This window comes from Pseudomonas sp. PSKL.D1 (assembly GCF_028898945.1).
Taxonomy (GTDB): domain Bacteria; phylum Pseudomonadota; class Gammaproteobacteria; order Pseudomonadales; family Pseudomonadaceae; genus Aquipseudomonas.
This window is the reverse complement of the sequence record NZ_CP118607.1, coordinates 3,366,398-3,391,663: the sequence shown is the minus strand read 5'-3', so window position 1 is coordinate 3,391,663 and position 25,266 is coordinate 3,366,398. Positions and strand designations below refer to the sequence as shown.

At 63.7% G+C, this 25,266-nt stretch carries 22 protein-coding genes; 8 read left to right on the top strand and 14 right to left on the bottom strand.

Translation table 11 applies throughout. The features are described from left to right. Nucleotides 1–26: 26 nt before the first annotated feature. Complete coding sequence (locus PVV54_RS15065) at nucleotides 27–923, top strand: LysR family transcriptional regulator (RefSeq protein ID WP_274906017.1); 897 nt, start codon at nucleotides 27–29, stop codon at nucleotides 921–923. A gap of 113 nt (nucleotides 924–1,036) precedes the next feature. Beyond that, the gene (locus tag PVV54_RS15060; RefSeq protein WP_274906016.1) at nucleotides 1,037–2,239 is read left to right on the top strand and encodes an MFS transporter; all 1,203 of its coding nucleotides are present in this window, start codon (nucleotides 1,037–1,039) and stop codon (nucleotides 2,237–2,239) included. Here the strand turns inward: PVV54_RS15060 and PVV54_RS15055 are convergent. Beyond that, on the bottom strand, nucleotides 2,222–2,833 hold the full coding sequence (locus PVV54_RS15055; RefSeq protein ID WP_274906015.1) for a LysE family translocator: 612 nt from the start codon (nucleotides 2,831–2,833) through the stop codon (nucleotides 2,222–2,224). The two genes, PVV54_RS15060 and PVV54_RS15055, sit on opposite strands and share 18 nt — an antisense overlap. Before the next feature lie 99 nt (nucleotides 2,834–2,932). Between PVV54_RS15055 and PVV54_RS15050 the strand changes: the two genes are divergently transcribed. Then, nucleotides 2,933–3,895: a GlxA family transcriptional regulator gene (locus tag PVV54_RS15050; RefSeq protein ID WP_274906014.1), complete on the top strand. Its 963-nt coding sequence runs from the start codon at nucleotides 2,933–2,935 to the stop codon at nucleotides 3,893–3,895. Nucleotides 3,896–4,046: 151 nt separating this feature from the next. On the opposite strand, the gene PVV54_RS15045 is transcribed toward PVV54_RS15050, so the two are convergent. Then, complete coding sequence (locus tag PVV54_RS15045) at nucleotides 4,047–4,898, bottom strand: CAP domain-containing protein (RefSeq protein ID WP_274906013.1); 852 nt, start codon at nucleotides 4,896–4,898, stop codon at nucleotides 4,047–4,049. Between the two features lie 261 nt (nucleotides 4,899–5,159). On the opposite strand from PVV54_RS15045, the gene PVV54_RS15040 reads away from it, so the two are divergent. After that, on the top strand, nucleotides 5,160–7,325 hold the full coding sequence (locus tag PVV54_RS15040) for a TonB-dependent receptor (protein ID WP_274906012.1): 2,166 nt from the start codon (nucleotides 5,160–5,162) through the stop codon (nucleotides 7,323–7,325). On the opposite strand, the gene PVV54_RS15035 is transcribed toward PVV54_RS15040, so the two are convergent. The 9 genes from PVV54_RS15035 to PVV54_RS14995 all read right to left on the bottom strand — a co-directional run bounded on the left by PVV54_RS15035 (nucleotide 7,322) and on the right by PVV54_RS14995 (nucleotide 18,138). Next, nucleotides 7,322–7,933 (bottom strand): cell wall hydrolase, encoded by a 612-nt coding sequence (locus PVV54_RS15035; protein WP_274906011.1) that lies wholly within the window; start codon nucleotides 7,931–7,933, stop codon nucleotides 7,322–7,324. The two genes, PVV54_RS15040 and PVV54_RS15035, sit on opposite strands and share 4 nt — an antisense overlap. 48 nt (nucleotides 7,934–7,981) lie before the next feature. Continuing rightward, the gene (locus PVV54_RS15030) at nucleotides 7,982–8,899 is read right to left on the bottom strand and encodes an AEC family transporter (protein ID WP_274906010.1); all 918 of its coding nucleotides are present in this window, start codon (nucleotides 8,897–8,899) and stop codon (nucleotides 7,982–7,984) included. Nucleotides 8,900–9,004: 105 nt separating this feature from the next. Then, a complete protein-coding gene (locus PVV54_RS15025; RefSeq protein ID WP_274906009.1) occupies nucleotides 9,005–10,396 on the bottom strand; it encodes a sensor histidine kinase in 1,392 nt (463 codons plus the stop codon). Next, nucleotides 10,374–11,054: a response regulator transcription factor gene (locus PVV54_RS15020; RefSeq protein ID WP_274906008.1), complete on the bottom strand. Its 681-nt coding sequence runs from the start codon at nucleotides 11,052–11,054 to the stop codon at nucleotides 10,374–10,376. The genes PVV54_RS15025 and PVV54_RS15020 overlap by 23 nt, the downstream gene beginning before the upstream one ends. 138 nt (nucleotides 11,055–11,192) lie before the next feature. Beyond that, nucleotides 11,193–12,212, bottom strand: a complete 1,020-nt coding sequence (locus PVV54_RS15015) for a branched-chain amino acid aminotransferase (protein WP_274906007.1) — start codon at nucleotides 12,210–12,212, stop codon at nucleotides 11,193–11,195. A gap of 309 nt (nucleotides 12,213–12,521) precedes the next feature. After that, nucleotides 12,522–14,693, bottom strand: coding sequence for a bifunctional mannitol-1-phosphate dehydrogenase/phosphatase (mtlD, locus tag PVV54_RS15010; RefSeq protein WP_274906006.1), 2,172 nt, complete (start codon nucleotides 14,691–14,693; stop codon nucleotides 12,522–12,524). Between the two features lie 446 nt (nucleotides 14,694–15,139). Beyond that, entirely contained in the window at nucleotides 15,140–16,438 is a 1,299-nt protein-coding gene (locus tag PVV54_RS15005) for an MFS transporter (RefSeq protein WP_274906005.1), read from the bottom strand. Nucleotides 16,439–16,483: 45 nt separating this feature from the next. Continuing rightward, complete coding sequence (locus PVV54_RS15000; RefSeq protein ID WP_274906004.1) at nucleotides 16,484–17,263, bottom strand: SDR family NAD(P)-dependent oxidoreductase; 780 nt, start codon at nucleotides 17,261–17,263, stop codon at nucleotides 16,484–16,486. Further along, entirely contained in the window at nucleotides 17,260–18,138 is an 879-nt protein-coding gene (locus PVV54_RS14995) for a sugar phosphate isomerase/epimerase family protein (protein ID WP_274906003.1), read from the bottom strand. The genes PVV54_RS15000 and PVV54_RS14995 overlap by 4 nt, the downstream gene beginning before the upstream one ends. 125 nt (nucleotides 18,139–18,263) lie before the next feature. Here PVV54_RS14995 and PVV54_RS14990 point away from each other — a divergent pair, with 125 nt between their 5' ends. Then, complete coding sequence (locus PVV54_RS14990) at nucleotides 18,264–19,184, top strand: LysR substrate-binding domain-containing protein (protein ID WP_274906002.1); 921 nt, start codon at nucleotides 18,264–18,266, stop codon at nucleotides 19,182–19,184. 32 nt (nucleotides 19,185–19,216) lie between these two features. Here PVV54_RS14990 and PVV54_RS14985 read toward each other — a convergent pair whose 3' ends face one another. Together PVV54_RS14985 and cynS are read right to left on the bottom strand one after the other, a co-directional pair. Further along, on the bottom strand, nucleotides 19,217–20,035 hold the full coding sequence (locus PVV54_RS14985) for a formate/nitrite transporter family protein (protein ID WP_274906001.1): 819 nt from the start codon (nucleotides 20,033–20,035) through the stop codon (nucleotides 19,217–19,219). Between the two features lie 66 nt (nucleotides 20,036–20,101). Then, entirely contained in the window at nucleotides 20,102–20,542 is a 441-nt protein-coding gene (gene cynS / locus PVV54_RS14980) for a cyanase (protein ID WP_274906000.1), read from the bottom strand. A gap of 200 nt (nucleotides 20,543–20,742) precedes the next feature. On the opposite strand from cynS, the gene PVV54_RS14975 reads away from it, so the two are divergent. From PVV54_RS14975 to PVV54_RS14965, 3 genes are read left to right on the top strand one after another with little or no spacing between them, the layout of a single operon-like run. After that, entirely contained in the window at nucleotides 20,743–22,617 is a 1,875-nt protein-coding gene (locus tag PVV54_RS14975; RefSeq protein ID WP_274905999.1) for a sigma 54-interacting transcriptional regulator, read from the top strand. Nucleotides 22,618–22,619: 2 nt separating this feature from the next. After that, on the top strand, nucleotides 22,620–23,162 hold the full coding sequence (locus tag PVV54_RS14970) for a chalcone isomerase family protein (protein WP_274905998.1): 543 nt from the start codon (nucleotides 22,620–22,622) through the stop codon (nucleotides 23,160–23,162). Further along, nucleotides 23,159–23,314, top strand: coding sequence for a DUF2256 domain-containing protein (locus PVV54_RS14965; RefSeq protein WP_274905997.1), 156 nt, complete (start codon nucleotides 23,159–23,161; stop codon nucleotides 23,312–23,314). Before PVV54_RS14970 ends, PVV54_RS14965 begins: the two co-directional genes overlap by 4 nt. A gap of 11 nt (nucleotides 23,315–23,325) precedes the next feature. Here PVV54_RS14965 and PVV54_RS14960 read toward each other — a convergent pair whose 3' ends face one another. Next, on the bottom strand, nucleotides 23,326–25,179 hold the full coding sequence (locus PVV54_RS14960) for an ABC transporter ATP-binding protein (RefSeq protein WP_274905996.1): 1,854 nt from the start codon (nucleotides 25,177–25,179) through the stop codon (nucleotides 23,326–23,328). Between the last annotated feature and the right edge of the window lie 87 nt (nucleotides 25,180–25,266).

Below are 25,266 nucleotides of genomic sequence, written 5' to 3'. Positions count from 1 at the left end.
TCCGAAATTTGCTGATCGGGGTAGGTATGGACAAGCTCCTGGCGATGAAAATGTTCACCGCGACCGTCGATGCGCAGGGCTTTTCCGCTGCGGCGCGCAAGCTGGGGGTGGCAACTTCGTCGGTGACTCGGCTGGTGGATGGGCTGGAGGCTGAATTGGGCACCACCTTGCTCAACCGCTCCACGCGCCAGGTAACGCTGACCGAGGCCGGTGCCCGCTATTACAGCCGGGCGCGGGACATTTTCGAAGCGTTGGACGAGGCCGATGCCAGCGTGGCGGACCGTGGCGAAGAGCCGGTGGGTGTACTGCGCCTGTGTATGCCGGTGGAGTTCGGGCGGCGGGTGATTGCGCCGCATCTTGGGCATTTTTTGGCGCGTTATCCGGCGCTGGAGCTGGACATCGACATGAGCGACCGGCTCGATGACTTGCTCGACGGCCGTTATGACTTGTCGATCCGGCTGGGCGACCCTTCGCCCAACGATGAACTGGTATGCCGCCCGCTGGGCCGTTTCGAGCGTTGGCTGGTGGCGGGCCCGGGTTACCTTGCTGGGCGCGGCAACCTGCAGCACCCGAGCCAGTTGCTGGATCACGCCTGCCTGCGCTTTCGCTATGGCCAGAAAGCACGGCCTTGGCGCCTGAAACGGGGGCCCGAGGGGCTGGAGCTGGACGTAAACGGGCCGTTGCGCAGTGCCAATGCGGATTTGCTGCGCGAAGCCGCGCTGGCCGATACCGGGATCGCGCTGCTGGCCGACTGGCTGGTACGTGAAGACGTGGCGGCCGGGCGCCTGCAACGTGTGTTCAGCGACTGGCAGGCCAGCCCGGGCGCCGCCAATGACAGTATCAATGCCTTGTACCTGCCCAACCACCGCGGTTCACGCCGGGTGCAGGCGTTCATTGGCTTTTGCGAAGAACTGCTGAGCTGACCCGCTGGCGTTGCGCCTGGCGCAACACCCCATTGCGCCGGCGCCGGATTCTCTGGCCGGGGGGCAGTCGGTAAGGTGGCAGCATCTTCCTACCACACACCGAGAACCCTCCCATGAATCCTTCCGTTGCTGTTACGCAGCCAGGCGCCACCGGCCTTAGCCGGGCCCTGGTGGCCTTGCTGGCGTTCTGCTGTGGTGCGATCGTCGCCAACATTTATTACGCCCAACCCATTGTCGGGCTGATTGCCCCGGACCTTGGCCTGTCCGCCGACCACGCCAGCCTGATCGTGTCGTTGACCCAGCTGGGTTACGCCCTCGGCCTGCTGTTGCTGGTGCCCTTGGCCGACTTGCTGGAAAACCGCCGCCTGATGATCGCCACTGCCGTGCTGGCGTGCGTCGGCCTGCTATTGGCGGGCACCAGCAGCAGCGGCCAGGGCCTGCTGTTTCTGGGCTATGCCTTGCTGATCGGCTTCAGTTCGGTTGCCGTGCAGATGCTTATCCCGCTGGCGGCGCACCTGGCACCGGAGCAGCAGCGCGGCCGGGTGGTGGGCAACATCATGGGCGGCCTGTTGCTGGGCATCCTGCTGGCTCGGCCACTGTCGAGCCTGGTGGCGGACCACTTCGGCTGGCGCACGGTGTTCATCGGTGCGGCCGTGCTGATGCTGGCGATTGTGCTGCTACTGGCCCTGACCTTGCCGCGCCGTGTTCCCGAGCACAAGGCCAGCTACGCCAGCCTGATGCTGTCGCTGGTGGCCTTGCTGCGCCGCTATCCGGTGTTGCGCCAGCGCTCGCTGTATCAGGCACTGATGTTCGCCGCGTTCAGCCTGTACTGGACAGCAGTGCCCTTGGCGTTGGCGGGGGAGCATGGGCTGTCGCAAAGCCAGATTGCCCTGTTTGCCCTGGTGGGCGCGGTCGGGGCAGTGGCTGCGCCGCTGGCCGGGCGCCTGGCGGATGCCGGCCATGCCCGCACGGGGTCGTTGCTGGCCCTGGTGCTGGCCCCCGTGGCTTTGCTGCTGGGCCTGACCACGCCCGGCTACAGCGTCATCGGCCTTGGCGTCACCGGGGTACTGCTGGACTTTGCCGTGCAGATGAACATGGTCATCGGCCAGCGCGAGGTGTACGCACTGGACCCGGCCAGCCGTGGCCGCCTGAATGCGCTGTACATGACCAGCATCTTCCTGGGCGGCGCCGCCGGGTCGGCAGTGGCCAGCAGTGTCTTCGGCCAGTACGGCTGGCAGGGTGTGGCGCTGGCGGGTGCAGCGCTGCCGGCACTGGCACTGGTGGTCTTCCTGATGCCCTCAACGGCCAAGCGGTAGTGCCACCCCGATGAGCGCGAACAGGCCCCCGCAGCAGCGGTTGAAACCCTTGCCGCCCTTGGCCAGCCAGGGCCTGATCCGGTACGCCAGCCGCGCCAGCAGGTATTCCACCAGGAACTCCACGCTGGCGAAGGTGGCGGCCATGATCACGAACTGCATCAGCAGCCCACGCTGTGGGTCGATGAATTGAGGCAGGAATGCGCCATAGAACAGCAACACCTTGGGGTTGGCCATCGCGGACAGCAGCCCTTGGCGGAACAGCCCGCCATTGCCCAGGCGGGCGGCCTGTGCGGTGAGTTCCAGGTGCAGCGCGGGGCTGCGCCACAGCTGAATACCCAACCAGATCAGGTAGGCCCCACCCACCCATTTGAGCACCGTCAACACTGAAGCCGACGTTTGCAGCAGGGCGCTGAGCCCGAACATGGCCAGGGCAATCAGCGCACTGAAGCCGAATACCCCGCCAATGATGGTAAACAGCGTGCGCCGCGCGCCGTACAACGCGCCGTGGGTCAGGGCCAGCAAGCTGTTCGGCCCCGGTGTCAGTGACAGGCCGATGCTTGCCAGCAGGTAGATGAGCCAGGTATCCAGCGCCATGGTGAAGTCCCTCTGTGAGAAGGTGCCAGTCTAAGAGGACGGCGGCCATTGGCAGCGGTATGATCTGGACATTTCATGGTGAATGCTGGACAGCCTCTGATGACCCCGGATATCCGCTTGCTGATCGTGCCCCTGCCGGATTTTGCCTTGCTGCCCTTTGGCGCCTTTCTCGACAAGCTACGGTTCAGTGCCGATGACGAGGACTACAGCCAGCAGCGCCATTGCAGCTGGACGCTGGCAGGGCTGACCGGCGAACCGGTGGTGTCGAGCAGTGGCGCGGCGGTGCAGGTTTCAGCCATTGATGATCAGCTGCGGTTGGCCGATTTTGACTATCTGGTGCTGTTTGGCAGTCGCAACGCACAAGCCAGCGCGGCGCTGGCCCCGGCCTACAGGCGCCTGCTCCAGCGCGCGGCGCGCGAGGGCGTGAAACTGGTGGGCATCGACAACGCGGCGTTCCTGCTGGCCGCGTGTGGTTTGCTGAATGGGCACAAGGTGGTGGTGCACTGGCGTCATGCAGCGGAATTCCGTGCCAGCTATCCGCAGTTGCAGGTGGTGCCTGATCAGCTGTATTGCATCGACGGTACGCGGGCTACCTGTGCTGGCGGCACGGCCGCGATTGACCTGGCGGTGGCCTTGCTGTCACAGGCCTGTGGCCGGGCGCGTGCCCTGAAGGGCCTTGCCGATATGCTGGTGGACGAAACCCGCGACAGCTGCCATGCCTTGCGTTCGCTCGAGACGGGAGCAGGGCAGCCACGGCCGGTGCAACGGGCGCTGGCGTTGATGCGCGACCACATGGGCGCGAGCCTGTCGGTGGAGCAGCTGGCATCGCAACTGGGGATCAGCCGACGCCAGCTGGACCGCCAATTCAACGCCAGCCATGGCATGAGTGCCAAAGCCTGGTGGCTGGAGATGCGCCTGCAGCAGGTGCGCTGGCGGTTGCTTAACTCAAGTCACAGCCTGGCGCAGATTGCCGATGAGGTCGGGTTGGGGGATGCGAGTTACCTGGGCAAGTGTGTGCGGCGGCGGTTTGGCTGTACGGCAAGTGAACTGCGGCCCCTGTAGGAGCGGATTCATCCGCGATGGGCTGCAACGCAGCCCCCACAACTCAGCCGTTCAACATTCCTGCTCAATCACTGGTGGTAGTAAGGCCGCATCGCGGCGGTCCGACGTCTCGGTGAATCCGCTCCTACAGGGGCCGTGGTGGTTTCTTGAGTTATTGAGGCGTGCCGAACAACCCCGTCCAGTAAATCCCCGCATCGCTCTTCGGGTCCACCGCATACGCCGCGCCCAATTCACGAAAATCCGGGTTCATCAGCGTCGCGCAGTGCCCGGGGCTGGCCAGCCAGCCGTCCACCACCTTCTGTGCGGTATCACGCCCGGCTGCGATGTTCTCGCCGATTTGCTGGTACAGGTAGCCCGCCAGCTCTGCCCGGTCACCCGGGGTACGGCCATCGCGGTCGATATGGTCGAAGAAGTTCTGGTTGGCCATGTTGCGTGTATGGCCCGCCGCCACGCCGGCCAGTGCCGTGCTCCAGCTCAGCGCCGGGGCGGCGGCAAAGGGCTGGCCACCGCATTGGCGCGGCGCCTTGCGCGCGGCATTGATGGCTTGCAGCACCTTTTGCCCCTCGGCCTGCCAGTCACCCAGCCGCCCGCTCAGCAGCGGGCGCGCCAGCACCACGCGCCAATCGCGGTTTTCCTGGCTCACACCGATGTCGACAAACTGGGGGTCGAGCACCACCTGGCAAAAGCTTTCCTCGATGGCCTTCATGGCCGCCTGCGCGTTGCGCGGCCCCGACAGGCTGATGGCCTGGACATTGACCATGGGGTAGGCGGCGCGGGTCATTGCCTGCTGCAGGTCGCGGGTGCCTTCTGGTGACAACGCCAGGCGGGTGTCGCTGTTGAGCGGCGGCAGCTCCAGCGATGCCTCACCGCCACAGCGCTGGGCCTGGCTGCGGTAAGCATTGATCGAATCGATCAGTTGCCCCTCTTCGCCGGTAACGGCCATGGCTGCAGTGGAAACGGCCAGGCCCAGCGACAAAGCAGCAACGGATGACAGGACGCGCATGTGGATCTCCCTGTGGCTGGCAGCGTCTGGGTGTGCGCTGCTCATCCTACACAAGCCCGCGGCTTTTGGCCCGGTCTCGTGCAAAGCAATGAAAATGCCGGCAATGGCTTGCGGGCGGCAAAAGAGGGGGTAGACCACTGGTCGCCGAAAAAGTGCGATGGTTTGGTAATCATTCGTAATGTCGGCTAGAAACAATACTCAATCGCCAATGATTAATCGTCTGCCAGGACGGCCTCACCCTCAACGTATTGGGAGCCATTCATGGCCCGACTGCGCCCGTATCAATCGACCTTCGTCGCTGTCTGCTGTTCCTTCGGCGTCAATGCCCTGGCCGCCGATGGCCCTGTGGAGCTTGAGGCCACCGCCATCAACGCCGAAGCGGCCCGGCCCAAGGGCGAGCCGCCCGAGCCGTTTGCCGGTGGCCAGGTGGCCCGGGGCGGGCAGATGGGCATACTGGGCAATCAGGACATGATGGACGTGCCCTTCACCATGACCAGCTACACCTCGAAGCTGATCCAGGACCAACAAGCCGAGGACATCGGTGACGTGCTGCTCAACGACCCATCGGTGCGCCAGTCCTTCGGTTTTGGCAACCAGTCCCAGGTCTTCGTCATCCGCGGTTTGCCGCTGAATGGCGATGATGTGGCGTTCAACGGCCTGTACGGGGTGCTGCCCAGGCAGATGATCTCCACCGACGCGGTGGAGCGGGTGGAGGTGCTAAAGGGCCCCAATGCCTTCCTCAACGGTGCCAGCCCCACCGGCACGGGCCTGGGCGGCAACGTCAACTTGCAACCCAAGCGTGCCGGCGACGTGCCGACCCGCCGCTATACCCAGGACATCAGCAGCGACGGGCGCATCGGCAGCCACCTGGACCTGGGCCAGCGCTTCGGCGAAGACAACCGCTTCGGTGTACGCTTGAACCTGTCCCAACGTGAAGGCGAGACGGCGGTAGACGACCAGGACCAGCGCAGCAAGCTGTTCATCGTCGGCCTCGATTACCGGGGCGACAACTTCCGCGTGTCCACCGACATCGGCTACCAGAAGCAACGGGTCAACCACATGCGCAACTCGGTGCGCCTGGGCGCAGGCCTCACCGATATCCCCCGGGCGCCGGACACCGACCACAACTATGGCCAGGACTGGGCCTGGACCGAAACCGAAGACACCTTCGGCATGGTGCGTGGCGACTACGATTTCAACGACAACTGGAGCGCCTACCTGGCCGGCGGCGTCAAGCACACCCACGAAAACGGCTTTTACGGCACCCCGATCCTCACCGACGCGGCCACCGGCGACGCCACCATCGGTGGCTCGAAGATCCCCCACAACGAAGACAACACCACGTTCATGGGCGGCATCAACGGGCGCTTCCAGACCGGCCCGGTCAGCCATCAGTTGAACATTGGTGCCGCCACCATCTGGACCCAGCAGGAAAACGCCTTCGTCTTCTACAACTCGCAAGACACCAACATCTACCACACCGACCCACTGCCCAAACCCACCACACCCACCTTCACCGGCGGCAAGCTCGACGACCCCGGCGTGACCGGCAAAACGCGCAACCGCAGCATCGCTGTGTCCGACACCCTGGGCGTGTTTGACGACACCTTGCTGCTCACCGTGGGCGTGCGCCGCCAGCAGTTGCGGGTGGAAGGTTATGCTTACGACGGCGAAGGGCCGGACCTTGGCCGCAATGCCTTTTACGACGAGGCGGTCACCACGCCGGTGTATGGCATCGTCTACAAGGTCAACCCGTCGATTTCGCTGTATGCCAACCGCATTGAAGGCCTTGCCCAGGGCGCCACGGCGTCCGGGCAGGTGGTCAATGTCGGCGAGGTGTTCCCGCCGGCCAAGACCAAACAGGTGGAGGCGGGCATCAAGCTGGATTATCAAAGCTTCGGTGCCAACCTGGCGGTGTTCCGCATCGAGCGGCCCACCGACGGCTTCGTGCAGGGCAACGTGTTCGTGCAGGATGGCGAACAGGTCAACAAAGGTGTGGAACTGAGCGTGTTCGGCGAGCCCGTGCAGGGCCTGCGGCTGATGGCGGGCGGCACGCGCATGAGCACTGAACTGAAGAAAACCCTCAACGGCGCTGATGATGGCAACCATGCGGTGGGCGTGCCGACGTTCCAGCTCAACGCCAGCGTTGATTGGGACGTGCCGGGCCTCGAAGGGGTTGCACTGAATGCCCGCATGCTGCGCACCGGCGGGCAATACGCCAACCCGGCCAATACCCTCAGCCTGCCGACCTGGAACCGCTTTGACGTTGGCGCACGTTACCGCTTCAAGGTGCAGGAGAAGGAGGTGACCCTGCGCATGAACGTGGAAAACCTGACCGACAAGAATTACTGGGCGTCGGCCAATGGTGGGTATCTCACCCAGGGTGATCCGCGGTTGGTGAAGTTTTCCGGCACCCTGGACTTCTAACGCGCTAGCGCCTGATTCGGCTTGTAGAACAGAAACTCCTTGGTCTGCGCCGTCCTGCGGTAGGCCTTTGCCCATGACGGGTGCACGTTGCGATCATGGAAGTACAAGGCGCCGCCAGTGGTGTCTTTGAGCTGCTGGTTCAGCGCCTTGCGTGCGATTTCCTTGGCGATGTCGTAGCGTTCGGGCTCTTCGACCTGGTCGGAGCGCCCGTCGCACCACCAGGAAAACTGGCAGGACTTGGTTTCCACGCCTTGCTTGACCACGCCGCAGATAGTGTCGGGGAAGCCTTCGTGGCCCAGGCGGTTGAGCACCACGCTGGCCACCGCGCTCATGTCGGCCGCGTCGGCACCCTTGGCCTCCCAGTAAATGGTGCGGGCCAGGCAGGTGATGCTGTCGTCCATGGGCGACTGGCCAGCGGGGTCGACGGCCTTGACCTCGCTGGGGGTCAGGGTTTCGGCCTTTTTGGGAGGCGGGGCATCCTCGACCACCTTTTCCTCAAGCACCTCGGCTTTGTCTTCGGCCACCGCCGCCTTGGCGGTGTCGGCAGCGTTCACGGGGCCTGCGAGCAGGGCCGAGGTCAAACCGATCACCATCCACATAAGGCGCATGGTCGAGCTTCCAGAGTGTGTGTTGGGTCACAGTCTAGCCAATGGCGATCAAGTCAGCGTCAAGGTCAGCATCACCGGCAAGGTCACGGCGGCCGCCACCGTTTGCAGGGCGATGATGGTGGCCATCAATGGCGCGTTGCCGCCCATCTGGCGGGCCATCACGTAGGAAGAGGAGGCGGTGGGCAAGGCCTGGAACAGCACCGCTACCACGGCCGCCTGCCCACTCAGGCCGAGCAGGCGGCACAGCGCCCAGGTGGTCAGGGGCATGACCAGAAACTTGAACAGCGAGGCCGCCAGCAGCGGCCGCACTTGCTGGCCGAGGCTGGCGCCGCCCAGCGCCGCGCCCACGCACAAAAGGCCAAGGGGAAGGGCGGCCTGGCCCAGTGCCTTGACGGTGGGTTCCAGGCCTTCGGGCAGCCCCAGGCCGGTCACGCGCAGCAACAAGCCGCCGGCACAGCCGATGATCAGCGGGTTGGCAAAGATTGCGCGCAGCACGGTCGCCGGCGAGCTGTGCCGAGCGCTGAAGCGGGCAAACACCAGCACGCACAGCAGGTTCACCATCGGCACGATGGCAGCGTTGGCCACTGCCGCTAGGGCAATGCCGGCGGTGCCATAAATGCCGGCGGCCAGGGTGGCACCGATGTAGTTGTTGAAGCGCACGCCGCCTTGGAACACCGACGTGAAGTCGGCGCCGTCATGGTTGACCGCACTTTGGTAAACCACCAGCAGCACCGCGCCGAGCAGGGTCGAAAGCATCAGCACGCCGACCATGCCCAGCACCGGCACGCCGTCCAGGTTGGCGGTGGCCAGGCCATGCAGGAACAGGGCAGGCAACAGTACGTAGTAACTCAGGCGCTCGGCGCCGGGCCAGAAGCTTTCGGCAAGGAAGCCGCGCACGCGCAACAAGGTGCCCAGGGCGATCAGCAGGATGATGGGTACAAGGGTGGTGAGCAGCAGATGGAGCATGGGGGGTGGCGTTCCGTGGTCGGGTACGCGGCACAGGGTAGCGCGGCCAATGCTTCTGGCAAATGCTGATTGTTGAAAACAGGGCCGCCACGCGGCCCCCTTGGCTTACTTCGCGTGCCCCGCGAGCGGGCAATGCAACACCAGCTTCGCGCCACCCAGCGCGCTGGCCCCTACCTCAAGCCCGAAACCATGCAGGTCGACAATCGCCGCTACAATCGACAACCCCAGCCCGAACCCCGGGTGGCGATGGCCTTCGTCACTGCGGTAAAAACGCTTCAACACGGCTGCCCGTTCCTGCTCGGGAATCCCCGGCCCACTGTCTTCGATGGCGATGTGCACGCCTTGTTCGTCTTGCGTTGCGTTGATTGCCACTTGCCCACCCTCGGGGGTGAACTTGATGGCGTTGCCCACCAGGTTGGCCAGTGCTTCGAACAACAATTCCCGGTCGCCATGCAGGGCCGGCAACTGCGCGGGTTGCTCCAGCTGCAAGCGAATGGCACCGTCTTCGGCCAAGGGCAGGTAGAAATCGTGCAATTCGGTCAACAGCTCATGCGGGTCCAGTTGCACGAAGCCGGCCCGGCGCTGGCGGTCTTCCAGCTCACTGATGCGCAGCAGGCCGCGAAAACGGGCCATCAGCGTGTCGGTTTCGCCTATTGCCTGGTCCAGTGCCTCGGACTGGGCCGAGTCGACGTCGCTTTGCTGGCGAATGCGGTACAACTGGGCGCGCAGGCGGGTGAGCGGGGTGCGCAGGTCATGGGCGATGTTGTCGCACACGCCTTTGACCTCGTGCATCAGCCGTTCGATGCGATCGAGCATGGCGTTGACGATGGCCGCCAGCATGTCCAGTTCGTCGCGACGTGCCGACAGCGGCAGGCGGTGGGTGAGGTCGCCGGCCACGATCAGCTCGGCCTGGGCCTGAATGGCGCGGATGCGCTTTAGCGGCCGACGGCGCAGCAGGTACCAGCCGGCAAAACCGGGGATCAAGGTCAGGGATATGCCCCACAGCAGGGCGTCCAGGATAATGCGGGTGACCACGAACAACGAGCCGTTGTCACGCACCAGTACCAGCCAGCGACCGTCCTGGATCTTGATTGCGACCGCGTCGCAGCTGTCGCGCGGCAGGTGGGGGTCGTCTGCGTCCAGGCAACGTTTGAGCTCGTGTACCTTGCCGTCCAGGCCAAGTTCCTGGGGGATGGCGCGGATGCGCCCGCCAATCGGGTTGAGCTGGGGGTCGAACAGGCCGTAGGCATCGAAGGCGCGCTCTTCGAACGCCTGGCTGGCGATCAGGGCGTCGTCCAGCTGCTTGCCGGTCATGTGCGCGAACAGGTGCTGACGCTGCAGCATGGAGTGGCGGGTGAGTTTGTTCAGGTAGCTGGACACCTCAAAGTACAGCACCCCCATGAGGATGCTGCTCCAGGCCACGAACAGAAAACTGTACAGCGCCAGCAGGCGGCTGGTTGACGAACTCCAGCCCTTAGACGGGTTCAGCAATGGCATAGCCCGAGCCCCGTACGGTACGGATCAGCGGCGACTGGCCGGGGGAGTCGATTTTTTTGCGCAGGCGGCCGATGTGCACGTCGATCAGGTTGGTGCCGGGGTCGAAGTGGTAGCCCCAGACTTCCTCGAAGATCATCATCCGCGTGATCACCTGGCCGCTGTGGCGCATCAGGTACTCCAGCAGTTTGTACTCGGTGGGCAGCAGGCTCAGCGCCTGTTCGCCACGGCGAGCTTCGTGGCTGATCAGGTCCAGTTCGAGGTCGGCGACCTGCAGGCGGGTCTGGGTCATGGGCACGCTGTTGCGGCGCAGCAGCACCTCTACCCGTGCGGCCATTTCGTCGGAAGCAAACGGCTTGGTCAGGTAGTCGTCACCGCCAGCGCGCAGGCCACGTACGCGTTCGTCGACATCGGAGAGAGCGCTGATCATCAGGATGGGCGTGGTGATCTTGAGGTTGCGCAGGGTGGTAACGATGGTCAGGCCATCGACCTCGGGCAGCATGCGGTCGAGGGTGATCAGGTCGTAGCCACCGGCTATGGCCTTGGCCAGGCCTTCGCGGCCGTTGTCGGCCCACTCCACGTCCAGCCCGTGGCTGGTGAGTTCGGCAACGATTTCCTGGCCGGTGACGGCGTCGTCTTCGATGGTCAGTACGCGTGGCATGCTGGTTCCTGGGCGTCTAGGGGAGACTTGATTGTGCCAAAGAATAGACAACCGGCGATTTAAGAAAAATTCATCTGGCTGTGTCAGCGTGCAATAAAAAACGGGGCTGACGCCCCGTTCTTGATGCACTCAGGCGCCTCAGGCGACCTTGACGATCCAGCCGGCTGGCGCTTCAACGTCACCGCTCTGGATGCCGGTCAGCTCGTTGTAGAGCTTCTGGGTAACCGGGCCGACCTTTTCCAGGTCGTGGAACACGTGCAGCTTGCCGTTGTATTCGATGCCGCCGATCGGGGTAATGACCGCGGCAGTGCCGCAGGCGCCGGCTTCGAGGAAGCGGTCGAGCTTGTTGATTTCGACGTCGCCTTCGACCACGGTCAGGCCCAGGCGCGATTGCGCCAGTTCCATCAGCGACAGGCGGGTGATGCCCGGCAGCACCGAAGCCGATTTCGGGGTGACGAACTCGTTGTTGGCGGTGATACCGAAGAAGTTGGCCGAGCCCACTTCTTCAATTTTGGTATGGGTCAGCGGGTCCAGGTAGATGGCATCGGCGAAGTTGGCTTTCTTCGCTTCGGCACCTGGTTGCAGGCTGGCGGCGTAGTTGCCACCGACCTTGGCTGCGCCAGTGCCTTGTGGGGCTGCGCGGTCAAAGCTGGAAATCTGGAAGTTGTGCGGCTTCATGCCGCCTTTGAAGTACGAGCCAACCGGGATGGCGAACACCGAGAAAATGAACTCGGGGGCGGCGCGCACGCCGATGTTGTCGCCAGTGCCGATCACGAACGGGCGCAGGTACAGGGCGCCTTTGCCGTGCGGCGGCACGAACTTCTCGTTGGCCTTGACCACTTGCTTGCAGGCTTCGATGAATACATCGGTCGGCACCTGCGGCATCAGCAGGCGTGCGCAGCTGCGCTGCATGCGGGCGGCGTTCTGGTCGGGGCGGAACAGGTTGATCGAGCCGTCTTTGCAGCGGTAGGCCTTGAGGCCTTCGAAGCACTGCTGGCCATAGTGCAGGGCGGTGGAGCCTTCACTGATGTGCAGCACGTTGTCTTCGGTCAGGGTGCCGTTGTCCCACTCACCATTGCGCCATACGGACAGGTAGCGCTTGTCGGTCTTGATGTAGTCGAAGCCCAGCTTGTCCCAATTAATGCTTTCGTTACTCATGACACCCTCGATTGTCTTGCAGCGCCCGCTCACTCGGGCTGCTGTTGCATGCGCACCACGCCACGATAATACATCCGGGGCGGATCGGGAACGGCCAGTCGTGAATTGGGCGGGGGGAGGGCGGTGGAAGTTTGGCGCCTGTGAGATCGAGCGCCGCCTTCGCGGCGCATCGCGGATAAATCCGCTCCTACAGGTGCCGAACCGTTGCCCGCTGTTGTAGGAGCGGATTTACCGAGGCGTCGGACCGCCGCGATGCGCCGCACCAGCGGCGCTCGCTCTCACAGGCGAAAAACACTTGAAGGCAAACGGTCAAATCCTGCTGGATGCAGTCGCCACATCAGCTATTACCGGCTGTGACCAGCCCCAGTCAGCCCCGTCCTGTTCCTGCAAACGCCGGAAGTGTGCCGAAATGCTGGCGATCAACGCCGCATCACCAACCGGGTCCAGCCCCGGGTAAGGTTTGCCGTGGTAATCCCCATCATGCGTCAGTACCGCCTCGACGCGTTCATCATTCTCTTTGTACAGCGCCTGCATCAACTGCGCCTCACGGTCTTTGCCGGCACTGCAGCGCAGCGCATAGTGAATGGCCAGGGCGGCACCAAACGCCAGTGCTGGCGTTTCAAGGCCATGTTTGCGCGCCAGGTCGATGCTGCTGAGGATGCGTTCGTTACGCTGCAGCTTGCGCATCGGGTCGCGGCCAACGCGTGCGCACGGGTCTTTGAACGAGGATTTACAGCGTTCGAGAAACGCATTGGCAAACTCGCTGACGACCTCTGCCATTTGCGGGTACTCAGCCATCAAAGCCGGGGCCACTTCCTGGTGAATCAAGCGCTCGGCCAGCGCACTCACGCGTGCATCGCCCATGCCCTGGCCAACCCAGGTGTGCCCCAGCAAGCTCGCGTACCAGGCAATGATGGCATGCGGGCCGTTCCACAAGCGGTTCTTGATGATCTGGATCTGGGTGATGTCCGTCACCGTTTTCACCTGGCGCAAGCGCTCCAGCAGGTCGCTGCCGCGCTCGACGTAAAGCGGCATGTCGGGCTCGCTGTTGAACAGGATCAGGTGCAACTGGCTCAGGGCAGTGCTGGATTGGGCAAAAGGCCTGAAGTGGCGGATCAGGCGTTCGTATTCAGGCGTTGGTGCCGAGGGCTGGCGGTTGGCCGTCGGCGCGTCGTCCAGGCTGTTCTGGAAGATCTGCGACTTGATGCGCAACTGGCGCACCAGCGCATCATTGCTGATCTTGGAAACAATGCGGCTGACCACGGTTTCGGCAAAATGGGTCTTTTCCAGCACCTGCTTGCAGATGTCCGCTGTACAAAGCAACGCCAGCTGCGCCTGCACCTGGCGCCGCACGAACGCGGCGCCGCCGATCTTGTTCAGCACAATCAGAAGGGTCAACTCGCGCCCGCGCCGCTCGAACCGTTGCAGCAGGCCCTGGGCAATGACTTTGGCCTGGTGCTGGATCGCCTGCTCGGGCAGGCTCAGCCCGACGATTTCGGCCGTGTTGTACATGTCGATGACCGCTTGCGCGTCGTCCATGTCGATCATGCACACATTCTCGATCGTCTGGTCGAACGAGGTGGCGCCGTAGCGCACGCTATACCGGCCGAACGCGGCGACCGACTCCCTGAGCATGCGTGAACGGGTGGCGGCGATGATTTCACAGGGGCGGGTATAGCCATCCCAATGGGAGAGCACCTGGGTCAGGTAACCGCCGCCAATCGCGCCGAACCCGTGGATGCCCACGCGAAACTGGTTAAGCGAGGCGGGAAAGGGTTCACCGAGTGCCGGCATGCCCAGGTCGGGCACGCACTCGCTCAGGTCGGCGAGAAACGCATGCATGCCGCGGTAAGCCATGAGGGCGCCGGCCTTGACCTCGGGCGCGGGGGGCTTGATGTCTTCGATCAGAATGGCCTGGCCTTCGGCGCGAATGGCCGACAGCAGGCCGTTTTCCGAATCCTCGACCATGAAGCACTGGCCGGGCTCGCAATTGAGCGCACGGGCGGCCCGCAGGAAGATTTCCGGGTGGGGTTTGCCCTGGCTGACTTCGTCGCCGCAAACGGTGATGTCGAAGTACTTGAGCACGTTGGCGTTGATCAGGTATTCCTCGGCGATGGCGCGGCGGCTGGACGTGGCCACCGCGAGGGTCAGGCCGGACTTGCGCAGCCGTTCCAGCACTTCCAGGAGGCCGGGCTTGATCGGTACGCCGTGGTTGCGCACGTACTCCAGCTCAAGCTCATCGGCGCGCTGGCGGATTTGCGCGTAAGGGAAAGCGTCGCCGTTGTGGGCCTTGGCGAGGGCTTCGGCCTTTTTCGCGCTCAGGCCGAGCGAGCCGATGAGCGTGTGCTCGCTCAAGGCCTTGCCGAAGATTTCCAGCGAGGCCTGTTTCAAGGTTTTGAAACGCAGGCGCTCGGTGTCGAACATCGTGCCATCCATGTCGAAGATGGCGCTGAGAATTTTCTTGCCCTGAAAAATGATCATTGGGTGTTGCCCCTGGGTTGCGTGAAATATCCCGCCGTCGGCAGCTCAATGGCCAGGCAGGTGCGTTAACTGCAGTGTGGGCAGTCAGGTAGGGGGCACGCGATTTACAGGGGGGCGCTCGGGGTTGACCCAGAGGTAGGGCGGTACGGCGCGGGGAGTGCAGAGAAGGGTAACGAGAAGTGATGCCAGGCGGGTGCCCGGTTTGGCTTTGAGGTCACGCCCACTGGCTGCAGTGCGGTTTGCAGACAATGGGCGCACGTAGCGATGGATACGTGTGATTCCAAGCATAAGGTGCTGTTCTTCCTTTTCCGGTGACTGACGTTCCTTTTTCAGCCTTGCATGTATGGGGGTGACATGCAAGGCGTAGGTAGGAGCGGATTTATCCGCGATGCAGTCGGCGCGTTGGATGGCACCGGTTTCACCGGTGTTCGCGGCTGAAGCCGCTCCTACAGGGATTGCACAGGTTTCAAGGCCGGGGTGGTCTCGGCTGCTGGCCGCGACACCATCGCCGCCATGCCCGCCACCAGCGCCAGCCCGCCAATGAAGCACGCCACTGGCAGCCAGTTGTGTTCGTTACCCATCAGTGCGTAGCACAGGCTGGGCGAGAAGCCGGAGATGATGAAGCTCAGCTGCGTGGCCAGGCCAACCCCGGTGTAACGCACGCGGATGCTGAACATCTCGGCGTAGAACGACGGCCACAGGGCATTCGGTGCGCTGTAGATCACGCCCTTGAGCAGCACAGTGGCGAACATGATCAGCCCGATGCTGCCGGTGCTGATCGACCAGAGGAACAGAAACACCCCGGCGCAGCAGGTAAACGCGCCCAATGTGAAGATGCGCTTGCGCCCGATGCGGTCGGCCAGTAGCCCGAACATCGGCTGGCACACCAGCGCGGCGACCTGGCTGGCGGCGATGGCGGCGAGCATCGAGGGGCGGTCGATGCCTTGATTGTTGGTAGCCCAGGACAGGCCGAAGATCATCACCAGCGACGACACCGAGCAGATCAGCGCGCAGCAGAACACGGTGATGAACGCCCGACGCTCGTGGCGCAGCATTTGGGCCACCGGCAAGTGTTGGGTGGCGGGTTTGCTGGCCTTGAATTCGGGGCTTTCATCCACGCCGCGGCGGATCATCCAGGTCACGATCACCATCACTGCGCTAAGCAGAAACGGGATGCGCCAGCCCCAGCTGAGCAACTGTTCTTCGCTGAGCATCGACAGCGGGATGAACACCGAGGTGGCGAGGATCGAACCCATCGAGGCGCCATTGATCAACCAACTGGTGTAGAACGCCTTGTGCTTGCCCGGTGCGTGCTCCATGGTCAGCAGGCTGGCGCCGACCTGTTCACCGCCGGCGGAGAAGCCTTGCAGCAGCCGGCAAAAAACCAGCAGTGCCGGTGCCCAGGGCCCGATGCTGGCGTAGGTGGGCAGCAGGCCGATGGTGAAGGTGGCGATGCCCATCAGCAGCAGGGTCATCATCAGCACCTGCTTGCGCCCCAGGCGGTCACCCAGGTGGCCACACACCAGTGCGCCGATGGGCCGGGCGATGTAGCCCACGCCGAAGGTGGCCAGGGCCGCCAGGGTACCGGCCATGGGGTCGGAGGAGGGGAAGAACAGCGTGCTGAACACCAGCGCGGCGGCAGAACCGTAAATGAAGAAATCGTAGTACTCGACGACGCTGCCCAGGAAGCTGCCGAAGGCAGCTCTGCGGGCCATGCGCCGGTTGTCCGGGGCTTGGGTGTGCATGGTGGGTCACCTTTGTTGTAATTGTAGTGATCGGGTAACGGGTGTTCAGCGGCTGCCGAACGGTGCCAGCTGGCTGCCGCCGCACACGTGGATGACTTCGGCGGTGATGAAGGCAGCGTCGGCCGAGGCCAGGAATGAGGTGGTACCGGCAATGTCCTCGGGGGTGGTCAGGCGTTTGATCGGGGTATTGCTGATCGAGCCTTGGGCCATGCGCTCGAAGCTTTCCGCGTCGCGGCCGTCCAGGGTGAAGGCCGAGGGCAACAGGCCCGGGGCAATGGCGTTGACGGTAACGTTGTGCTCGGCCAGCTCCCGCGCCATGGAGCGGGTCAGGCCGACCAGGCCGGCCTTGCAGGCCACATAGGCAGGCGGGCCGCCGGCCACCCAGCAGCGTGAGACCATGTTGATGACGCGCCCGCTGCCCTGGCGCTGCCAGTACGGCGCCACCTGCTGGCAGAGCAGGGCGGGGCCGCGCAGGTTCACGGCCATCATGTGGTCCCACTGGGCGGGGTCGAAGTCGTAGATCGAGCCACGGTGATTGACCGCGGCATTGTTGACCACCACGTCGATGCGGCCGAAGGCGCTGCCAGCCTGTTCGACCATGGCACTGATCGATGTGGCATCGCCTAGGTCGGCCTGAATCGCCAGTGCGCGTTGCTCGTGTTGCAGGGGTAGTTGAGCGACCAGGGTTTGCGCGGCATCCAGGTTCAGGTCCACGGCGACGATGTGCAGGCCGTCCTGCCACAGGCGGGCGCAGATGGCGCGGCCCAGTTCGCCGGCGGCGCCGGTTACCAGCGCAACACGGCGGGCATTGGGGATTGGGGTCATGGGCAGAGTACCTCGTGGCGGGCAGTCAGGTTCAGGTAGCGGCTGATCAGGCCGTGGTTACGCTGCAACTTGTGTTCGTCGCTGTAGCGTGTGTCGAAATCCTCGATCGAAACCCAGTCGGCAAAACCATTGGCGCGCAAGGTCGCGAGCATCGCTGGCAAGGGCAGCACGCCTTCGTCGGGCGGGCACCATTGCCATTCCCAGCCCTGGCCCGGGCCTTGCGGGGCATAGGCGACATTCTTCACCTGCACGTGGGCCAGGTGCTGACCCATCAGGTCGAGGGACATCTGCACGTCTTCACGGCCCTCGATGGCGAGGTTGCCCAGGTCATAGATGATGCCCAGCTGGCGAGCCGGGTAATGCTCAGCCACGCGCATGGCCAGCGACGGGCTGGAGCAGATGGTGCGTTGGTGCACTTCCAGGGCCAGGCGGATGCCGGCGGCCTCGGCCAGTGGCATGAGCTGGTCCAGGAAGCGACGCATGCGGCCATAGGCGTCGGCGTAGCGCTCCTGCTCGTAGCTTGGCGCCCAGAGGCGCAGGCGGGCCTGGCCTGCGCTACTGGCCAGGTCGATGAGCAGGCGGGCGTGTTCGAGGTCGCCGACGTTCAGGTACGGGCTGAGGCAGAAAATCTCCAGGCCCAGCGCCTGGCAGTGGCGATGGATACGCTCAACAGCGTGAAGGTTTGGGGCAACCGTGCAGCGGTTGTTGCTGCGGGCGTTCCACGGCTGGTGGGCATCCAGGCCAGCGGTGTCGGCCACGCGCCATTCGACGCCTTGGTAGCCCTGCTGTGCCAAGTGCTCGGCCAGTGCTTCAGGCGCAAGGCTGGGCAAGGAAGCGCTGGAGGCGCCGAGCCGTGGCAAGGGGGTTGAAGTCATGGGCGGGGCCTTGTGATCAATGCCAGTGGAGGTGGTAGCGATCGTAGAGCAAACTTTTGGTTGATTAAATTGATATAAAATCCTCGCTTGGTTAACTTACAGGTTGATCTTGAAGAGGGGTGCCGATGAACCTGTCCACCATCAACCTTCGCCATTTCCGCGTGTTCCTGGCGGTGGTGAGCTCCGGCAGCCTGGCTACGGCCTCTAAATTGCTGCACATCACCTTGTCGGCGGTGTCCAAAAGCCTCAAGGAGCTCGAACAGGAACTGGGCGTGCAATTGCTGGTGCGCGGGCGCAAGGGCGTGCAGTTGACCCAGGCGGGGGAAGCGTTCAACAAGCACGCCGCGCAGACCATGGCCAGCTTCCGCCTGGCCATGGACGACGTGCAGGCTGTGCCCCAGGCGCCGCAGGTGTTGAAAGTGGGCGCACTGCCTGCCGCCGCCGGGTACATGCTGGCACCGGTGGTGGCGCAGATGCGTGAGCGCTACCCGCATGTGCAGGTGCAGGTGGTATCCGGCTTGTACGACTACCTGGTGGGCAAGCTGCGCACCCGCGAACTCGACCTGATTGTCGGGCGGCTGATTGGCCGGGACATGGTGGGGGTCAGCTTTGAGGCCCTGTACGAAGAAGACCTGCTGCTGGTGGTGCGCCACGGGCATCCCCTGGCCCAACGTGAGCGCCTCACCCTCGAAGACCTGCGCCCCTACGTGCTGCTGGTGTCACCCCAGGGCAGCCTGGTGCGCATCAGTGTCGACAACTTCCTGCTGGCCCAGGGCAATACCGAGCCGTTTCAGATTCAGGAATCACTCAGCGAGACCTTTTCGCGGGTGTACGTGCACGATTACGACGGGGTGTGGTTCGTGCAACGCGGGGTGGTGGACCTGGACCTGCGCCTGGGGCTTGTGAAGCAGTTGCCATTCACAAGCCCCTTGTTGCGCGCGCCCATCGGCCTGACGTCGCCAACCGACCGGCCGATGGCCGAGGTGGCTGTGCAGTTTGCCGGGTTGTTGCGCCAGTGGTGTAGCGCGCAGGCGGTGTTTCAGTAGGCAGCGGCCCCATTTAGCTCAACTGATTGCCATCAGGCCGTAGCCCCGGCTTTTTTCGCCGCTGTGCGGATATGTGTGCCGTACAGGGTCAGCCCGGTGAAGGCCAGCCCACCCACCAGGTTACCCAGCACCGTGGGTATCTCATTCCACACCAGGTAATCCATGACCGAAAAGCCGCCGCCCATGATCATCGCCGACGGGAACAGGAACATGTTCACCACCGAGTGCTCGAAGCCCATGTAGAAGAACAGCATGATCGGCATCCACATGGCGATCACCTTACCGCTCACCGAGGTGGAAATCATCGCCCCGACCACGCCCATCGACACCATCCAGTTGCACAGCACGCCGCGCAGGAAAATGGTCAGCCAGCCGGCCAGGCCGTACTGCTCGTAGCCCAAGGTGCGGGCCTCGCCGATGTGCGCGATCTTTTCACCCACCTCGCCGGGTGAGGCGTGAAAGCCGTAAGTGAAGACGAAGGCCATCATGCAGGCCACGGTCAGGGCGCCGGCGAAGTTGCCGACGAACACCAGGCCCCAGTTGCGCAGGATACCTTTGACCGTGACGCCGGGGCGCTTGTCCAGCAGGGCCAGCGGGGTGAGCATGAACACCCCGGTCAGCAGGTCGAAGCCCATCAGGTAGAGCATCGAGAAACCGACCGGGAACAACACGGCGCCCAGCAGCGCCGAGCCGGTCTGCACTGCAATGGTCACCGCGAATACCGCCGCCAGTGCCAGGATCGCGCCGGCCATGTAGCTGCGGATCAGCGTGTCGCGGGTGGACATATGCACCTTGGAGGCGCCGGCATCGAGCATCTTGGTGACGAAGTCGGCAGGTAACAGGTAGGACATGGGGTTTCCCTCTGCATGAAGTTCGGTGGCGACGCCCCGAAGCGAAGCGCCGCTGGCCAGGGGCGGTTACCAGGAGCGGTAGGGCAGGAACTTGCCGTTGAGGGTGAGCAGCACGCGGTCACCTTTGGGGTCTTCGATTTTGTCGACGTGCATGGAGAAATCGATCGCGCTCATGATGCCGTCGCCGAACTTTTCCTGGATCACGTCCTTGAGGGTGGGGCCATAAACGCCAACCACTTCGTAGAGCCGGTAGATCAGCGGGTCCTGGGGGATGGTCTTGTCCCAGCCTTTGACCGGGAAGGTGGTCAGCGCGGCGGCTACTTCCTCATCCAGCTCCAGCACTTCGCACAGGTGCGAGGCCACCTCCTGCGGCGCGCTGTTCATGCCGTAGCAGACGGACGCCAGCCACACCGGCGCCTTGCCGACGGCCGTGCTGAGGTCATCCCAGCTCATGCCTTTGCGAGCCTTGGCGGCCATGATCAGATGATGCATTTCGATTTTGGTCATGGGGTATTCCCTTGAGTTTTGTTGAGGTCGAAAGGCTCTTTGCGAGAGTTGTGCCAGTTTTCAAGTTGGTGTAAGTCACTGATTTAAAAGAGTATTCAGGATTCACTTGGCGTTCAGGATTGACGATATTTCGTGAATGACGAAATATCGTGTCGCTACTGACGATATTTCGTATTTCTTGATTGCAGGGGACCAATCTGATGCCAGGCTTGCTTGCGCTCGCAATCGCCGAACAATCGCCCGTCGCCATGTTGGTGGTTGACCCCGTCGAGGACCGTGTACTGGAAGCCAACCAAGCCGCGCTCGAGCTGCTCGGCTGCCAAACCGGGTCGATGGCTGCCTTCAGCCAGTTCCTGCGTGGGGGCATCTCACTGTGGGTGAGCTTCACCGACGAGGTGCTGACCCAGGGCGAGGCCTGGTCGGACGACCTGCTGCTGGTCGACCGGCAACTGCGCCAACACCCGGTGGAGATCACCGCCCGGGCGCTGGGCGGGCAGCGCATGGTGCTGGCGATCCAGCGCCGCGACCTGCTGGAGCAACGCCGCAACCGTGCCGAGGCCCGCCGCCAGCATCGGCTGGGGCATGTTGGCTGGGAGCGGATCAGCCAGGTGTTCGAGCGCATTCAGCAGCAAAACCGCCTGATCCTGGGCGCTGTGGGCGAGGGCATCTACGGGCTCGACACCCGCGGCCAGACCACGTTCATCAACCCCGCCGCCGAGCGGATTCTTGGCTGGAGCGCCGCCGACATGATCGGCCAGGATGCCCACCAGCTGTTTCACCACAGCCACCGCGACGGCAGTGCGTTTGCCGTGCACCAGTGCCCCATCCACGCGTCCTTCAGCGACGGCCAGGTGCACCGCGTGGAGCATGAGGTGTTCTGGCACAAGAATGGTGAGCCGATCGCCGTCGAATACACCAGCACACCGATCTTCGAAATGGGCCGGCTGGTCGGCGCCGTGGTGTTGTTTCGCGATATTCGCCAACGGCAGCAGACCGAAGCGCGCCTGCGCGACGCGCTGAGCGAGGTGGAGCAGTTGAAGACGCGCCTGGAAATGGAGAACCAGTACCTGCAGGAAGAAATCAACGCCCACGCCAACCCTCATGAAATCGTCGGCAAAAGCCCGGCGGTGTTGCACCTGTTGCAGCAGATCGAACTGGTGGCCGCAACCAATGCCAACGTGCTGGTCAGCGGGGAGTCTGGGACTGGCAAGGAGCTGGTTGCCCGTGCGATTCATGCCAGCAGCCCACGGCGTGACCGCCCGCTGATTCGCGTCAACTGTGCGGCAGTGCCCCGTGAGTTGTTCGAAAGCGAGTTTTTTGGCCACCTCAAGGGTGCGTTCACTGGCGCCGTCAGCAACCGCGTCGGCCGCTTCGAGCTTGCTGACGGGGGGACGTTGTTCCTCGATGAAGTGGGCGAGATTCCGCTGGAACTGCAAAGCAAACTGCTGCGCGTGCTGCAGGACCGCCAGTTCGAGCCGGTGGGCGACAACCGCACCCGTGCGGTCGATGTGCGGGTGATTGCCGCCACTAACCGCGACCTGCGTGAAATGGTTGCCCAGGGCACATTCCGTGAAGACCTGTATTTTCGCCTGAACGTCTTTCCGATTCGCTCCGTGCCCCTGCGCGAGCGGCTGGATGATATACCGCTGCTGGCCAGCCATTTTCTCGAGCGGGCCTGCCAGGCGTTCAACAAACCGGGCATCCGCATGCCGCTGGCCCAGGTGGAGGTGCTCAAGCAGTACGCCTGGCCGGGCAACATCCGCGAACTGCAGAACGTGATCGAACGCCAGACCATCGTCTGCCGCGATGGCCGGGTCAGTTTTGACGGGCTGCTGGCGACTGCTGGCCAGGTTGCGCGGCCGGCCACGTCGCCATCCCCGGCCGTGCTTGAAGCCACGGCGGATGAGCAGTGGCAGCAGCAGATGAAGCTCAATGCCATTCAGGTGCTCAAACGCACGGCGGGTAAGGTTTCCGGTGATGGCGGTGCGGCGCAGTTGCTGGGCGTGAAACCAACCACGCTGGCTTCGCGTCTGAAGAAATGGGGCATCGACCCGAAGCTGTACAAAGCGGGGTGATCATGGCTAACACATGGGCTGGGCTACGCTTGATCGGTTTGGGCGTGGTCATGCTGTGCTCGCAGCCTGCTTGGGCAGATTGGCGCTCTGCACTGCCCGATGCTCGCCTGACCGGCAGTGGCGAATACACCTGGTTCGGCCTGCGCCTGTACACCGCGCGCTTGTGGAGTGCAGGGCCGGTGCAGGGATGGCAACGCCCCTTTGCGCTGGAGTTGATCTATCACCGGGCGCTGTCCCGGGATGCCTTGGTGCAAGCCAGCATGAAAGAAATCCAGCGCATGGCCGATCAGCCACTGCCGCCTGACACCGCCGCGCGCTGGGCGCAAGCGATGGCCGAGGCCTTTGTCGATGTGCGCCCGGGCATGCGTATTACCGGTGTGTACCTTCCAGGGCAGGGGGGCCGGTTCTACGTGGATGGCCAACCTAGTGGTGAAATAGCCGACCCGGCTTTCGCCCGTGCTTTTTTTGCCATCTGGCTGGATCCCCGCACCCGAGACCCGCAATTGCGCCAACAATTGTTGGGCCAGGCTGGGGCCGAGCGATGAGCAATCACCCGTTGCCCAGCAAAATCTGCGCGGCGTGCGGGCGGCCCTTCACGTGGCGCAAACGCTGGGCCCGCTGCTGGGAACAGGTGCGTTACTGCTCGGCGCGGTGCCGCCGTGGGAAGCGCGTGCGCCAGCCCCTCACATCAAGCTGAGGCCCGCGCTGTCACTGCATCGCTTGTGCCACGTCCTGGTCCTCACCGAGAAAACCACCACTTTGATGCGCCCACAACCGCGCATAAACGCCGTTCTTTGCCAGCAGTTCAGCGTGGGTGCCTTGCTCGATGATGCGCCCGTCGTCCATGACGATCAGCCGGTCCATGGCGGCGATGGTAGACAGCCTGTGGGCGATGGCGATGACGGTTTTGCCGTGCATCATTTCGTCGAGGCTTTCCTGGATGGCCACCTCGACTTCCGAATCCAGGGCGCTGGTGGCCTCGTCCAGCAGCAGGATCGGTGCGTTCTTGAGCATCACCCGCGCGATGGCGATGCGCTGGCGCTGGCCGCCGGACAGCTTGATGCCGCGCTCGCCCACCAGGGTGTCGTAGCCGCTGTGGCCATGTCGGTCACTCAACTGGCGGATGAACCCGTCGGCCTGGGCATTGGCGGCGGCACGGTGGATGTGCGCTTCGGTTGCGTCGGGGCGGCCATAGGCAATGTTTTCGCGGATTGTGCGGTGCAGCAGCGAGGTGTCCTGGGTGACCATGCCAATGGCGCTGCGCAGGCTGTCCTGGGTGACGTGGGCGATGTCTTGCCCGTCGATGCGGATGGTGCCGCTGTCGACGTCGTAAAAGCGCAGCAGCAGGTTGATCAGTGTGGACTTGCCTGCGCCGGAGCGGCCCACCAGGCCGACTTTTTCGCCCGGGCGAATGTGCAGGGTCAGGCTGTCGAGCACTTGGCGCTCCGGGTTGTAGCTGAAATTCACCTTGTCGAAGCTCACCGCGCCACCGTGGGTTTTCAGCACGGTGGCATCCGGGGCGTCGTGCACCTTCGGGCTACGGGTCAGGGTGGCCATGCCGTCCTGCACGGTGCCGATGCTTTCGAACAGCGAGGTCATCTGCCACATGATCCAGTGCGACAGGCCATCGATACGCAGTGCCATCGCGGTCACTGCCGCCACTGCACCCGTACCGACGTCGCCTTGGTGCCACAGCCAAAGTGCATAGCCGCCTGCGCTGAAGATCAGGCTGGCCACCAAAGCCTGGTTGACGATCTCGAACTGGCTCACCAGGCGCATCTGACGAAAGCCGGTTTGCTTGAAGTCTTCCATGGCCGCACGGGCGAACTGCGCTTCGCGCCGGGAGTGGGAAAACAGCTTGACGGTGGTGATATTGGTGTACGCATCGGAAACGCGCCCGGTCATCGACGAGCGCGCATCGGCCTGTTCCTGGCCGACACGGCCCAGCCGTGGCACGAAATACAGCATGGTCAGCCCGAACAGGGTCAGCCAGGCAATGAAGGGCAGCATCAGGTTGAGGGAGAAACCGCCGGCCAGGGCAATGATCGCTACGAAGTACACGCCGATCCCGGGGATCAGGTCGATCAAGGTGAACAGCACCTCGCGCACCGCCAGGGCAGTTTGCATCACTTTGGTGGTGACCCGGCCGGAGAATTCGTCGGCGAAGAACGACAGGCTTTGGCGCAGCATCAGGCGATGGAAGTCCCACCGCAGGCGCAAGGGCAGGTTGATTGCCAGCACCTGATGCTGCATCAGGGTGCGTAGTGTGACCAGGCTGACGCTGGCTACCAGCACGAAACCGACACCCCACAGCACATGGCGCTCCGATGCACTGACCGGCTCGCCGACTTGCCAGGTGGCCAGCAGGTCGACCACCTGGCCCAGGAAGGCGAATAGCCATGCCTCCAGGGTCGACACGCCAGCACCCAGCAGCGCCAGGGCGAGTATGTAGCCCCGGGCGCCACGGGTGCAGGCCCACAAGAAACGCAGCAAGCCGACGGGGGGCGGGGGTGTCTCATCGGGTGGGAAGGGGTCGAGCCAGCGTTCAAACACACGAAACATGGACATCTCTGCTATCAACGTAGTGGTTACGAAGATAGCAGACACCACCGGGTAGCCTGGCACCGGCTTAGCCGGTGATCGCGGCTA